This window comes from Cyanobacterium sp., from assembly GCF_054166785.1.
In genome coordinates, this window is record NZ_JBSZCP010000031.1 from 85,731 (window position 1) to 99,063 (window position 13,333).

Sequence of the window (13,333 nt, forward strand, 5' to 3'; positions counted from 1 at the left end):
TTTAGATTTTATTTCAAGAAAATTTGGTTTGTATGTTTTGTAACAAAAAAGATAAATTAAGTAAAAAAAGTAAAAAAACTAGGGCTAATTGGTTCGTTTTGTCAATAAAAATAGTGCTTAAAATCAGGTTAAAAAAAAGTTGAGATAAAAAATAAATTTCTTAACCTAACCTTTACCAACAAATAACCATCACTGTTCTATCATTAGAACCTGAACAGCAAATTAAACTTTTATTATCAATAATATGTTGACCAAATTAAACAGTAAAACTTTAAAAAACAAAGTGTTAGGTGGATTTTCTAGCCTTACTCTCGCTCTTGTCTTAGCAGCTTGTGGAGGAGGAGACACTACAACCACAGGAGGAGGGGAAGGAGGAGAAACTACGGGTCAAACCGCAAGTATTGAGCTTCCTTTTGATAATAGTGTTAATGTCACTGGAGCAGGGGCTAGTTTTCCCGCTGCTATTTTTCAAAACTGGTTTGTAAGCTTAAATCAACAAGTACCTCAATTACAGGTTAACTATCAGTCTGTGGGTAGTGGTGCTGGGATTGAGCAGTTTACTGCCCAGACCGTAGATTTTGGTGCCAGTGATGTGGCGATGAGTGATGAACAAATGGAGGCTATCGACCGAGGAGTAATACTTCTACCCGTAACCGCTGGGGGTATCGTGTTCGCTTTCAACCTACCAGGTGTTGATGAACTAAACTTAAGTAGAGAAGTTTATGTGGACATTGCTTTGGGTCGAATTACTAGATGGAATGATCCTCGTATTGCCGAGGATAATCCAGATGTAGATTTACCAGATCGTGGTATTACCTTTGTACACCGTTCCGACGGTAGTGGTACTACTGGGGTATTAACTATGCACTTAGCTGACATTAGTGAAGAGTGGGCTAATGAAGTGGGTCAAGGTACTACCGTAGAATGGGGAACTGCTGGAGGTAGTTTCATTGGTAGTAGAGGTAATGAAGGGGTTACTGCTACCGTAATGCAAACGGAAGGAGCGATTGGTTATGTAGAGTATGGTTACGCAACTAATAACAATATTCCCATGGCTTCTTTGGAAAATGCTTCTGGAGAATTTGTTTTCCCTAATAATGAAACTACTTCTGCTACCTTAGCTAACGTAGAGTTACCAGATAACCTCAGAGCTTTTATTACCGATCCTGAGGGTGCTAATTCTTATCCTATTGTTACTTACAGTTGGATTATGGTTTATGAACAGTATGATGATCCTCAACTTGCGATCGCCATTGAAGCTATGATTCAATATGCCTTAACAGAAGGTCAAAACGTAGCCGAAGAATTAGGCTATATTGCCCTACCTCCTAACGTAGTAGCCAGAGTTGCTGAAGCTGCGGATCGACTAACGGATGAATTTACCATCACCGTTGATTAATAATTGATTTAAGCGTTATCATTTTCTCGACAATCATCCCGGGAAAATGATACAAACTGGTTTATACTTGCAGTTTATCTAATTTGGTATTAAAAATGAGTGTTTCTGGCTATTCTGGCAGATCTGGTGCCGTAACTGATTCTAGATCCGTTGTTGAAAAAAATCTTGATACAGGCTTTCGCTGGCTTACCTATGCCTTTGCCATTGGCATTGGTTTAATCTTGATTAGTATTGCTCTGATCATCATCATCGGTGCTTGGCCTGCCATTGTAGAAATTAATTTCAGTTTCTTTGGCAGTAGTAACTGGAACCCTGTGGTCAATAACTATGGAACTTTGATGGTAATTTACGGAACGTTGGTTAGTTCCCTGATTGCTTTATTGATTGCCATTCCTTTAGGAGTGGGGGCAGCTATTTTCTTGAGTGAAGATTTTATTCCCGAAGAAATTCGCACCACCTTAGTATTTCTGGTAGAAATTTTGGCCGCTATCCCCAGTGTAGTTTACGGACTGTGGGGGATTTTTGTATTGATTCCTTTGACTAGAACCCTTGGTATTTGGTTGAATGCTAACTTTGGCTGGATTCCCATTTTTAGCACTGAGCCATCTGGCCCTGGGATGTTACCTGCAGGGATTATTTTGGCGATCATGATTTTGCCCATTATCATTGCCATTTCTCGTGATTCTTTGGCATCCTTACCCCCTGATTTACGTCAGGCTTCTTTAGGTTTGGGGGCTACCCGTTGGGAAACTATTTTCCGTGTTTTAATTCCGGGTGCTATTTCTGGGATTGTGGGGGGTGTGATGTTGGCTTTGGGTCGTGCCATGGGAGAAACTATGGCGGCAACAATGATCATTGGTAACTCTAACCGTCTCAACATTTCTATCTTGGCTCCTGCTAATACCATTGCGTCTTTGATTGCAAATCAGTTTGCTGAAGCCAGTGGTTTACAGGTTTCTGCCCTAATGTATGCTGGTTTGGTGTTAATGATTTTAACTCTTATTGTTAACATTTTTGCAGAAATTATTGTTAATAAGATTAAGGCAAAATATGACTAAGTTAGTTGTCTGTTTTTTACTTGTGATTTGGTCGCTTTAATCATTAATTTCAATACATTTTTATCTTAGTTTTATTATGACTTCTCCAACCGTTAAGAGTTTAAATTTAAAGAAAGAAAATAACAGCCCAAGGACTATTTTAGGAAATGTCATGACGGCAATTTCTGTCCTATGTGTGGCTATCACGATGATTCCTCTGGTGGCAGTAGTATTTTTTGTGGTGGTACAGGGTTTTGGTCGTTTGAATGTGGATTTATTCACTAAATTACCTCCTCCTCCTGGCTTAACCGATGGAGGTTTGGCTAATGCTATTATCGGAACTTTGGTGGTGGTGGGTATTGCCACTCTGATTTCTGTGCCTTTTGGGGTTATGGCCGCCATTTATCTCTCGGAATTTAGTAAAAATGGTAAAACGGCTTTAATTATTCGTTTTGCTACCAACGTTTTGAGTGGTGTACCTTCGATTATTGCGGGGGTATTTGCCTATGGTTTGTTGGTATCGAGTGGTATTGTGGGTTTTTCTTCCATCGCAGGGGGTGTTGCCTTGGCGGTGTTGATGTTACCTACTATTATTCGTACTACCGATGAGGCTCTTAAGATTATTCCCCAAGATGTTCGCTGGGCGGCTCTGGGAGTTGGTGCTTACAACTATCAAACGGTATTAAAAATTGTCTTACCTGCGGCTTTACCCGGTATCGTTACGGGGGTCACTTTGGCGATCGCACGGGCGGCGGGGGAAACGGCACCGTTGTTATTTACAGCTTTATATTCCAACTTCTGGCCAGACGTATCTGTACAAGGTTTATTCCGACCTGTGGCAACCCTTGCGGTATTGGTGTATAACTTTGCGATCGTACCTTTTCCTGCCCAAAACGAATTGGCATGGGCTGGAGCTTTAATTTTAGTAGCGTTGGTACTACTAACCAGTGTTCTTACTCGTTTTGCTACCCGTAGAAAGGTTTATTAAAAAGAATGATCTACTCAAGGAAAAATTTAAGAATAAATTAATACTTTTAACCTTAAAATTGTTACAGGTATAACAGTTTTTTTACTCCTTGGGTTGATCAAGATTTGCCATAAAGTGCCTAAATAGGTCGAAAAGGATCTAATACTTCGATTTCAAAGCTAAATCTATTATTTATTATTTATCATTAACTAAAATAAAACAATGTACTCCGACAACAGTTACATGGACTCTCCAAACATCAACAGCGGTGGCTCAAGAGTCATGGCATTAGAGAACGTTGATATTTATTACGGTGGTTTCAAAGCCGTTAGGGGAGTAAATTTAGATATTGAGCAAAACAAGATTACCGCTTTTATCGGTCCTTCTGGGTGCGGTAAAAGTACCATTCTAAGATCATTAAATCGACTAAATGATTTGATCAAAATTTTCCGCTTAACAGGTAGGGTTACTTACCACGGACAAAATTTATACGCCAAGGATGTTGACCCTGTAAAACTGCGTAAATATATCGGCATGGTGTTTCAACGCCCTAACCCTTTCCCCAAGACTATTTATGATAATGTTGCCTATGGGGCAAGAATCAATGGTTATAAAGGAGATTTGGATGAATTGGTGGAAAACTGTTTACGCCGTGCGGTGCTATGGGATGAGGTAAAGGATAAGTTACAAGAAAGTGGTTTTTCTTTGTCTGGGGGACAGCAACAGAGGTTATGTATTGCCCGTACCATTGCGGCTCAACCTGAGGTGTTGTTAATGGATGAACCTTGTTCTGCCCTTGATCCTATTTCCACCCTCAAAATTGAGGAGTTGATGCACGAGTTAAAACAAAATTACACCATTGTGATTGTTACCCATAATATGCAACAGGCCACAAGGGTAGCGGATAAGACTGCTTTTTTTAATGCTGAGGCGGTGGGTAATAAGGGTAATAAGGTTGGCTATTTGGTGGAGTTTGATAATACCGATAAGATTTTTAATGATCCAGCCGAGGAGTTAACTAGAGATTATGTTACGGGTAAGTTTGGTTAGACCAAATATTGTATTTCTTTTTCTTCAGAAGTAGATTTGGCAGGAGGTTGGATTAATACCAGTAAGTTTGGCAAGGGGTTAAAACCCCTTGTTGTTGGTGTTTCCTAATTTTGAGCGGTGTCAGTAATTTTATTGCTGAGGACTTCAAAGGCTTTTCTGAATTGTCCATCTGCTAAGGTTCCAACTTTTTGGCGATCGCCCGCTAAAAGTTCCCTTTCTTCCTCGTTAAGTTCATAAACAATGTCGGGGGTAATACCTTCTTTGTTAATATCTCGACCATCGGGGGTAAGATACTTAGAAATAGTGACCGCCAATCCAGAACCATCACTCAAACCACGCACCGACTGCACCAAACCCTTACCAAAGGTTTGAGTACCCACAATGGTTGCCCTACCGTTATCCTGCAATGCACCCGAAACAATTTCACTGGCACTAGCGGAGCCTCCGTCCACCAAAACGACCATGGGTTTATCCGTCAATGCCCGACCATTGGCTTGGTGACTATCCACTTCTCCTACCCTGTCCACGGTGGTGACAATCCCGCCCCTGTTAATGAACATCCGAGAAATTTCTACACTGGAGTATAACAAACCCCCCGGATTAGAGCGTAGGTCTAAAATATAACCATTAACGTTTTCTGATTCCGCCTGTGCGATCGCCTCTCGCATATCAGCAGAAGCATTACTACTAAATTGAACTAACCGAATATAAGCCACTCTACCAATATTAGGATCTTCATCAATCCTACTTCTAACAGGCTTAATTTCAATCTTGGCACGGGTAAGCTCAAAATTTATTTCACGATTATTTCTCTCAATGGTCAACACAACATTACTACCCGGTACACCTCTAATCAGGTTAACCGCATCATTTAACTCCATACCCTCCGTACTTTGACCATCAATTTTGGTAATAATATCCTTTGCCATCACCCCAGCCTCCGATGCTGGAGTATCCTCGATGGGTGCAACCACCACAATGTTATTTGTCTCCTCCTCCTTCGTAATCTGAATCCCCACCCCAGTCAACTCCCCAGAAGTATCTATCTGCATACTTCTAAACTCCTCAGGGTTCATAAAGCGAGTATAGGGATCATCCAACGTCTTCAACATTTCCCTCACAGCCTCATAAGCATCCTCAGCACTAGCATATTCCCTTTCCAAGAACTCATTTCTAATACTGCGCCAATCTTGACCGTTAAAAGTTGCATCGACATAACGGCTATTAATTACTTGCCATACCTCATCGACTATTTCCTTAGGACTTTGTTGGACAAAAGCCTGAGTTTGCGAATAGTGGAGACCAAAGCCTGTTATTGCTACACTACCAGCAGTTAAGGCCGTTGCCCCTAAAATGAGTCCGTTTTTAGTGATGTTCATAGTGTCGAATTCGTGTTATGAAAATTAGTTTTTTGTTTTTAGCCTTTCTCTTTAAAGATAAGTTACTTAATGGTTTTTTATCTTCAGTAAACAGGTTTTTAATACTATGATGTTAGCATAATTTATTTTTTCCTCGTTAACATCCTCTGGGGTTTATAACAGTTACGACTCTTGAGTATCGATAACACCATGCCCCCTAAAAAGTCCATAACAATATTCCTGCCCATAGAATTTTTATCTGAAAAACTTTATTGATTATAATTTTTTGCCCAACTACTTCCGTTCCTTTAGTTAACCATAAATATTCGGTGAACTCTCCTTGTAGGGTATCGGTTTTCCCTACTCTATTACAATATATTTTTTGGCAACATATAAAGTAAATAACAGCTAACCAATAACAGTTTATGGAGGGTTAAATATATGTCTTTAGTTCGTTTTTATCCCCTATCTGATGTGAATGGTTTACACCGTCAAATGAATCGTTTATTTGATGAGTTAAGTAATAGTTGGGAGCAACTACCAACCATTGGGAATATTCCCTTAGAATTATTTGATAAGGGTGATAACTTAGTTTTGAAAGCTATTATCCCAGGTATTAATAAAGATGACTTGGACATTAGCGTAAGTCGTCAAACCTTGAAAATTGCTGGAGAATATCGTCAAAACCTAAAAGAAAAAGAGAATAATTATTATATTTCTGAATTCAATTATGGTAAGTTTGAAAGAACCATTAATTTACCCGTAGCTATTAAAAATACCGAAGTCGTAGCTGAATATAATGATGGTATTTTAATGTTAACTTTACCAAAAGTTGAAGAGGTAAAAAATAAAGTAGTAAAAATTAGCTTGAATCCTGCATCGTAAGGATAAATAAATAGTAGTTTAATTTGTGATAGGTAGATTTTTTCTATGCTGTTAAATTTATTCTAAATAGCTTATGAGGGGCAATCTGAGCAATTTATTTGATCCGATTCGTCCCTTACTTCGTTTTTCCATGGTGAAAAATAATAAATAAAAAACTTAAAAATGTTATTATAGCTATAAAAATGTAATAACAATCTAATGTTAAATAAATATTGTTTGGTACTAGGAGCAAGTCAAGGTATAGGGTTAGGGTTTGTAAAACAATTAATAAAAGAAGAAAAATATCAAAAAATATACACAGTATATAGAAACATAAATACAGCAGAACAATTATTGAATTTAGAAAACCAATACCCGAATAATATTACATCGCTACAAGGAGATATTACCCTAGAACAAGATATTATTAATATAGTAGAAAAAATAAAATTAGAAACCAATAAACTACACCTAGTGATAAACTGCGTAGGCATTCTACACGAAGGGGAAATAGAACCCGAAAAAAGTTTAAAACATATCAACAATGATAATTTACTGCATTATTTTCAGGTAAATGCCATTCCCACTGTCTTATTAGCCAAACATTTGCTTCCTTTATTAAAACATTCAGAAACTAGCATTTTTACCACCATATCAGCCAAAGTAGGTAGCATAGAAGACAATAATTTAGGGGGTTGGTATGGTTATCGTGCTTCCAAATCTGCCCTCAATATGTTCCTCAAAAATATTGCCATCGAATACAATAGAGTCAGCAAAAAAACCATCGTAGTCGCCCTCCATCCCGGCACCACTGACACCAAATTATCTAAACCATTTCAAGGAAATGTACCCCCGGAAAAGTTATTTTCCATTGAGCGTTGTACTTCTCAACTACTATCTATAATGAATGATTTAACAAAAGAAGATCATGGTAAATTTTTCTCGTGGGATGGCTCTATTTTGCCATGGTAGAAAATGAGATGGTTAATGGATTAAGATATAAGACTTAATCACTTTTGACTAACTTTTGTTTAGGCTTAGAGATGGTAATGTATTTTAGCCACCAGATAAGGAAACCACTGAGAGATAAACTCACTAAAATAACCCCAAAAATAAGATAAATCACCATACTACTTAAACCCCAAAAAGCACCATAGTGGAGTGCTTCAGACCAAGTTTTTACTCTTTTATAAACTGATTGCTCTGATATTTTATTTAAACTTAATACTTCGCCATTAATACTGTTCAAGGTAATATAACTTTTTCCCCGTGGAGTAATTTCATGGGGGAATTTGAATCTTAATTCGACTATGTCTTTTCCTTGAAAAAATTTTATCTCTGTAAATCTTGCCTCTGCAACCATATTTTTTGCTTTGTTTAGTAGTAAATCTAATGATATAGAATTAGATGCTGGAGTTACCAATAAAGGATTATTTGTTTTGATTAGAAAGTTATTAGTTAATAAGTTGGGTTGGTTAACTTGCGGTTGAATAAAAAACTGTCGGATAGGCTTATCTAATGCCAAAACTGAACCAGTGAAAGCCATATTTATTACTAAGAGGAAAGAAAAAATACCTATGAATTGGTGTAAATCATAGTTCAAAATTCTAGGCTTAGATTTCCAGCGCACTTTAAACCCTAATTTTAATTTTTTCCATCCTTTCCATAAATATAATCCCGTAATTCCTAAAATAAATAGACTTATTCCTGATAAACCTAAAATAATTTTACCAATATTTCCTGATAATAATTCGGTATGTAATTTACTAAGAATAGGGTCAAAGGTTTTGTTACGTTGATACTCTTTTAAAAGTTTTTTTTGATAAGGATCGAAATAAATTTCTGTTCTAATGTCTTTAGGAGATGATAAAATTAAACGGTAAGAATCATTATTATTAGAAGGTAGAACAATTTTATTTAAACTATCATTGGGATAATTAGTAGCGACAAAATTAATGGTATTTTCTATTAAATTAGGATTTGTGGAAAATTCTACTTGATGAATATTTTGGCGAATAGCAGGATTTATTTCCCTTTCCCATACTAAATAACTGCCTGTTATGGCAATGATAATTATTAAAAAAGCAATGGTAATACCTAGTATTTTATGGGTCGTTAAAACAAAATTTTTCATAATCAATGGTTAGTTATATATCAAATTATGGGGTTACAAAAGTCTGATTAAGTAGATTGATTAGTATTTTTATGCTAAATATTGTATGACCATTAAACTAAGACTAATAATGACGACTCCGCAACAACTTAACCAATGAAGATAATTAATATTATTGGTGAGAGAATTTTTATGGTCAATTTTTGCTCCATACCCTCTCAAAATCATTGCTTGATATACTAATTTGGAGTCCTCATAACTTCTGATTAATAAGTTAGCAATTAGATTGGCAATTATTTTTAAGTTTCTGCGGTTTAATTTTTTAGGGTTAAATCCTTTTAGTTGCAATGCCCTTTCCATGGTTAAAAGGCGATCGCCCATTTGCTCTAAATAACGATAAGTTAACAACATCATATCGTTAATGATGGGAGATATACCAAAAGATTGAAAAGTTTTTAAAGTAGTGGTAAAAGGTGCGCTGCCAAAAAGAATTAAACTAATGGTAAGGATACATAAAAAGCGAACTACAATTAAAATTACAGTTAAAATTCCCTCTAGTTTTAAACTTAAAAATCCCCAACTAAATATTACGGTTTCCCCTGCTAGAAAAGGTAAAATAATTACGACTCCTAAGATAAATATTCCGGGATAACGAAGCCTAGAGATTAAAAAATTAAGAGGTAAGTTAGATAAAAAGAAAAAAACAGCAGTAATAATAATTAAAATAGGTAATAAAAATAGTTTTTCAGTAAAAGCAAACGCAAAAATTAGGCTAACAAGAGCAATAAATTTAGGCTTTTGTTCCCAGCGATGAATGGGGGAGTTTACTGTTGCATATTTATCTAAAAATAATCTCATTAATTATTGATATTCTATATTAAGATAATGAACCTAAGCCCATGGTTAGAAAACACAAACTCAAAAAGTCTTTTAACTACTTTTACAACTCCATTAAAACCTAACCATTTATTATTTCTGGTTTAACTTTTTCAAAAAAAGAAATAATCATTATGGTAATTATTCCTTCAAGCATCGACTGAACACCATAAGTAACTAAAGAAGTCAAAATTGCAGCCCTTTCTAAGTCAATATCTAAATCAGGGGAGATAGTATTAAGAATTACCGCAACAAATAATAATGCAGAAATAAAAACACCTAAGCTACCGCAAAGAAAAATTAAGAAATTTTTACCCGCCCCTGCCTGAAACACTTTTATTTTTCTAAAATGCCATAAATAATAACTAATTAAAGCAGGTAAACCCATAATTACAGCATTTATTCCGAGGGTAGATAATCCTCCATGTTGAAAAAAAACTGCTTGAAAAAATAAGCCAATTAAAATACCAGTAAATGAAAAATAACCTAAAACAATGCCCATCAATCCATTTAAAATCAAGTGAATATTAAAAGGAGGTACAGGAATATGAATTAGGGATGAAACAAAAAAAGCCGCCGTTAATAGAGATGCTTTGGGTATTTGCTCTTGATAGTTACTAATTTTATTAATTTCTCTGAGTGAAAACCATGTTAATCCCCCTGTGATGGCATAGCCAGAGATGGATACAGCGGGGGGTAATAAACCGTCGGGAATGTGCATTGTAACTGATAATTTGTATCTAAAATAGGATTAAATATTTATGTTTTGGGGCGGGAGAAAAATAATGCAGTACCCACAAATCCCCATACTCCAGATACTGCCATTAATAATCTTTGGGCTGTATTAGGGGATGATTGTCTATGGGTTTGACGGGGGTTTTGGTTGGAGTTGCTACTTTCATCGCCATTAGTTTGGGTATTGTCGGATGCTACTGTTTCGGTGGTGGATTCCACGGGAATGTTAATAATACTACCATGACCAGCAGTTCTTACTGTTACGCTCCAATTTCCCGCAATATTTTGGTCTGGGGTAAATGAAAAATTGCCGTTTTCGTCTGCTACTCCCCGTAAATAGGGTTCATCGGGATTATTGGGGGCGTGTACAATTACTTGGGCGTTGCTCATGGGTTCTCCTGTATCATATTGCGCGACAATGGCGATCGCCCTTACCTTTTCATATTCTAAAACCACTCCATGGGCAAAGGTTTCAAGGGGGTTAATCATTCCAGAGAGAATGATAGTAGAGCTAAACCACAATAGTTTTTTAAACATAGAAAATTATAATGTAGGGCAATAATATACTTGTTTATATGGTTTAATACTTTCTTTATTTTTTCAATACCCCTCTAGGGCATCAATTTTTGAGGTTACTGACTTTAGATATGATTTATCATTTAAGTGGGTAGTAGGCAATGGGCAATAGGCAATAGGCAATGGTGATAATATTGTACAATACTGATTTATTAAATTCTTAATTATGTCTGCACTGAAAATAGGCGATCGCATTCCTAACTTTACCTTACCCTCCGCTACAGGAGAAAATATCAAAATAGAAGACTTTATTGGTCAAAAATCCCTCGTTATCTACTTTTACCCCAAAGACGACACCCCCGGATGTACCGCCGAATCCTGTGCATTTAGAGACAGCTACGAAGTATTTACCGATGCAGGGGCAGAAGTAATCGGCATTAGTGGAGATAGCCCCCAATCCCATCAACAGTTTGCCCAAAAATATAATCTTCCCTTTATCTTACTAAGCGATCAAGGAAACAAAGTTAGAAAATTATTCGGTGTACCCTCCACCCTTTTTATTCTCCCCGGTAGAGTAACCTACATCATCGACAAAGAAGGTATCGTTAAACATATTTTTGACTCCATGCTAGACTTCAAAGCCCACGTTGACGAAGCCATCAAAACCATCAAATCAATATAACAGCAAACAAGGGGTTTAAACCCCTTGCCAAAAAACCTTATAAATTATTAATACAGTACTTCTCTACCACCTAACACCTAATCTACTGAGCCTTAATGTTTTCAATTACTTCCCGTAAATGTTCAGGGCTGGCATGATAAACCTCATTACAAAAATGACAAGTAGCTTCAGCACCACCATCAGTAACAATCATATCCTCCAATTCATCCACCCCCAACATTCTCAAAGCCCCTAACATACGGTCAAAAGAACAATTACAATTAAACCTAACCATCTGTACCTCTGGGAAAATATGTAAACCAAAATCTCCCAACAAATCGTTAAAAATATCCGTCAAACTTTTACCCTGCCGCAACAAAGGAGTAAAGCCTTTTAATTGCCCTACCCTCTCCTCTAAAGTCGCAATTAAAGCCTCATCATGGGAAGCCTTGGGTAATACCTGCAATAACATTCCCCCAGAAGCTGTTACTCCATCCTTACCTACAAATACCCCCACCAATAAAGCCGATGCAGTTTGCTCAGAATTTACCAAATAATTAGCAATATCTTCCCCTACTTCCCCAGAAACTAATTCAACGGTACTAGAGTAAGGGTAGCCATAGCCCACATCCTTGATAACATATAAAAAACCGTCCTTACCCACAGCCTTGCCCACATCTAATTTTCCCATGGCATTAGGGGGTAACTCTACGGAGGGATTAGCTACATAACCCCTCACAGTGCCATCTAATCCTGCATCTACTAAAATTCCCCCCAGAGGGCCATTTCCTTTAATTTTAATATTTACCCTTGAGCCTTCCTGTTTCATATTAGAAGCGAGTAACAACCCTGAAGACATTGCCCTACCCAGTGCTGCGGTGGCAACATAGGATAAATTATGTCTATCTTTGGCTACTTGCACACTTTTGGTGGTGATTACTCCCACTGCACGAATACCACCATCGGCGGCCGTTGCTCGAATTAATTGGTCTGCCATTTGTTTACATTTCTCAACATTTACTCATTTTATTATCGATTATTGCTGGGAAAATCGCCAAAAAAATCTTAGGCAGAGGGCAGATATGTTGGAAGATGGTAATTTTTGATTTATCTAAATAGTCGTCAGAATACCCCTCCTTCTAAAGGTAAGGGATGAATGGCGACCAGACTAACGGAACGCCCGATAGGGCATCTATAAAAATAATAGCGGTTTGAGTTAAACCACTACTACAATGAAAAATATCAAAAAATGTTCTAGTTAACCAGAACAACAATTAAATATGATCGTAACGTACAAGTATAAAATAAAGCCCTCCAGTTCACAACAGCAAGTGATTAAGGATTGGATAAATATGCTTAGGAGTCACTATAACTTCTGTCTCCGAGACAGGATAGAGGCATACGAGCAGGTCAAATACCCAAAGATGGGCGAGTATTGTGATGTAAAAACAAAAGCTCACTGCTACCCTCTCACCTGCTCAGTTTCCAAGCAATCTGGCTTAGGAGAACCCTACAAAAAGACAGGCAAAAAACGGAACGCCTATGAGCAACAATCCTCAGAATTACCCTCACTCAAGAAACTTCGTCCGTGGTACAAGTCCATTCACTCCACGGTACTACAACAAAATTTAAGAAGATTAGACCGAGCTTTCCAAAACTTTTTTGGTGGCAGGGGCTATCCTAAGTTTAAAAAAAGGCATCAGTTTAAGAGCTTTAGCTACCCACCCAATCAAGTGAAAGTAGAAGGTGACAAAATA

14 protein-coding genes are annotated in these 13,333 nt (G+C 37.1%); 8 read left to right on the plus strand and 6 right to left on the minus strand.

What is annotated here, in order from left to right:
* Positions 1-244: 244 nt before the first annotated feature.
* The 4 genes from pstS (at position 245) to pstB (ending at position 4,453) form a co-directional block, all read left to right on the plus strand.
* Complete coding sequence (gene pstS / locus ACXITR_RS05630; protein ID WP_457996249.1) at positions 245-1,399, plus strand: phosphate ABC transporter substrate-binding protein PstS; 1,155 nt, start codon at positions 245-247, stop codon at positions 1,397-1,399.
* Positions 1,400-1,494: 95 nt separating this feature from the next.
* The gene (pstC, locus tag ACXITR_RS05635) at positions 1,495-2,457 is read left to right on the plus strand and encodes a phosphate ABC transporter permease subunit PstC (protein WP_457996250.1); all 963 of its coding nucleotides are present in this window, start codon (positions 1,495-1,497) and stop codon (positions 2,455-2,457) included.
* 76 nt (positions 2,458-2,533) lie between these two features.
* Positions 2,534-3,424, plus strand: coding sequence for a phosphate ABC transporter permease PstA (gene pstA, locus ACXITR_RS05640; protein ID WP_457996251.1), 891 nt, complete (start codon positions 2,534-2,536; stop codon positions 3,422-3,424).
* Positions 3,425-3,646: 222 nt separating this feature from the next.
* Positions 3,647-4,453 (plus strand): phosphate ABC transporter ATP-binding protein PstB, encoded by an 807-nt coding sequence (gene pstB, locus ACXITR_RS05645; protein WP_457996266.1) that lies wholly within the window; start codon positions 3,647-3,649, stop codon positions 4,451-4,453.
* 104 nt (positions 4,454-4,557) lie between these two features.
* Here the strand turns inward: pstB and ctpC are convergent, their stop codons facing one another.
* Positions 4,558-5,832 (minus strand): carboxyl-terminal processing protease CtpC, encoded by a 1,275-nt coding sequence (gene ctpC, locus ACXITR_RS05650; RefSeq protein ID WP_457996252.1) that lies wholly within the window; start codon positions 5,830-5,832, stop codon positions 4,558-4,560.
* Between the two features lie 420 nt (positions 5,833-6,252).
* On the opposite strand from ctpC, the gene ACXITR_RS05655 reads away from it, so the two are divergent.
* The gene (locus tag ACXITR_RS05655; RefSeq protein ID WP_457996253.1) at positions 6,253-6,696 is read left to right on the plus strand and encodes an Hsp20/alpha crystallin family protein; all 444 of its coding nucleotides are present in this window, start codon (positions 6,253-6,255) and stop codon (positions 6,694-6,696) included.
* A 198-nt stretch (positions 6,697-6,894) separates the two neighbouring features.
* Entirely contained in the window at positions 6,895-7,647 is a 753-nt protein-coding gene (locus ACXITR_RS05660) for an SDR family NAD(P)-dependent oxidoreductase (protein WP_457996254.1), read from the plus strand.
* A 34-nt stretch (positions 7,648-7,681) separates the two neighbouring features.
* Here the strand turns inward: ACXITR_RS05660 and ACXITR_RS05665 are convergent, their stop codons facing one another.
* From ACXITR_RS05665 to ACXITR_RS05680, 4 genes are all read right to left on the minus strand, one after another.
* Positions 7,682-8,809, minus strand: a complete 1,128-nt coding sequence (locus ACXITR_RS05665; protein ID WP_457996255.1) for a PepSY-associated TM helix domain-containing protein — start codon at positions 8,807-8,809, stop codon at positions 7,682-7,684.
* Between the two features lie 69 nt (positions 8,810-8,878).
* Complete coding sequence (gene cbiQ / locus ACXITR_RS05670; protein WP_457996256.1) at positions 8,879-9,646, minus strand: cobalt ECF transporter T component CbiQ; 768 nt, start codon at positions 9,644-9,646, stop codon at positions 8,879-8,881.
* A gap of 100 nt (positions 9,647-9,746) precedes the next feature.
* Positions 9,747-10,385, minus strand: coding sequence for a cobalt transporter CbiM (gene cbiM, locus ACXITR_RS05675; RefSeq protein WP_457996257.1), 639 nt, complete (start codon positions 10,383-10,385; stop codon positions 9,747-9,749).
* 38 nt (positions 10,386-10,423) lie between these two features.
* Entirely contained in the window at positions 10,424-10,936 is a 513-nt protein-coding gene (locus tag ACXITR_RS05680) for a carboxypeptidase regulatory-like domain-containing protein (protein WP_457996258.1), read from the minus strand.
* A gap of 205 nt (positions 10,937-11,141) precedes the next feature.
* On the opposite strand from ACXITR_RS05680, the gene ACXITR_RS05685 reads away from it, so the two are divergent.
* Positions 11,142-11,597: a peroxiredoxin gene (locus tag ACXITR_RS05685; protein ID WP_457996259.1), complete on the plus strand. Its 456-nt coding sequence runs from the start codon at positions 11,142-11,144 to the stop codon at positions 11,595-11,597.
* Between the two features lie 82 nt (positions 11,598-11,679).
* On the opposite strand, the gene hslO is transcribed toward ACXITR_RS05685, so the two are convergent.
* Positions 11,680-12,573, minus strand: a complete 894-nt coding sequence (gene hslO / locus ACXITR_RS05690) for an Hsp33 family molecular chaperone HslO (protein WP_457996260.1) — start codon at positions 12,571-12,573, stop codon at positions 11,680-11,682.
* A gap of 283 nt (positions 12,574-12,856) precedes the next feature.
* Between hslO and ACXITR_RS05695 the strand changes: the two genes are divergently transcribed.
* Positions 12,857-13,333 (plus strand): RNA-guided endonuclease InsQ/TnpB family protein (locus tag ACXITR_RS05695; protein ID WP_457996261.1); only part of this gene is annotated, 477 nt, incomplete at its 3' end.

Coding starts and splice junctions, on each gene's coding strand:
- ACXITR_RS05685 (WP_457996259.1), top strand. CDS start 11,142: ATGTCTGCACTGAAAATAGGCGATCGCATTCCTAACTTTACCTTACCC.
- pstA (WP_457996251.1), top strand. CDS start 2,534: ATGACTTCTCCAACCGTTAAGAGTTTAAATTTAAAGAAAGAAAATAAC.
- pstS (WP_457996249.1), top strand. CDS start 245: ATGTTGACCAAATTAAACAGTAAAACTTTAAAAAACAAAGTGTTAGGT.
- pstB (WP_457996266.1), top strand. CDS start 3,647: ATGGACTCTCCAAACATCAACAGCGGTGGCTCAAGAGTCATGGCATTA.
- cbiM (WP_457996257.1), bottom strand. CDS start 10,385: ATGCACATTCCCGACGGTTTATTACCCCCCGCTGTATCCATCTCTGGC.
- ACXITR_RS05655 (WP_457996253.1), top strand. CDS start 6,253: ATGTCTTTAGTTCGTTTTTATCCCCTATCTGATGTGAATGGTTTACAC.
- cbiQ (WP_457996256.1), bottom strand. CDS start 9,646: ATGAGATTATTTTTAGATAAATATGCAACAGTAAACTCCCCCATTCAT.
- ACXITR_RS05665 (WP_457996255.1), bottom strand. CDS start 8,809: ATGAAAAATTTTGTTTTAACGACCCATAAAATACTAGGTATTACCATT.
- ACXITR_RS05660 (WP_457996254.1), top strand. CDS start 6,895: ATGTTAAATAAATATTGTTTGGTACTAGGAGCAAGTCAAGGTATAGGG.
- hslO (WP_457996260.1), bottom strand. CDS start 12,573: ATGGCAGACCAATTAATTCGAGCAACGGCCGCCGATGGTGGTATTCGT.
- ctpC (WP_457996252.1), bottom strand. CDS start 5,832: ATGAACATCACTAAAAACGGACTCATTTTAGGGGCAACGGCCTTAACT.
- ACXITR_RS05680 (WP_457996258.1), bottom strand. CDS start 10,936: ATGTTTAAAAAACTATTGTGGTTTAGCTCTACTATCATTCTCTCTGGA.
- pstC (WP_457996250.1), top strand. CDS start 1,495: ATGAGTGTTTCTGGCTATTCTGGCAGATCTGGTGCCGTAACTGATTCT.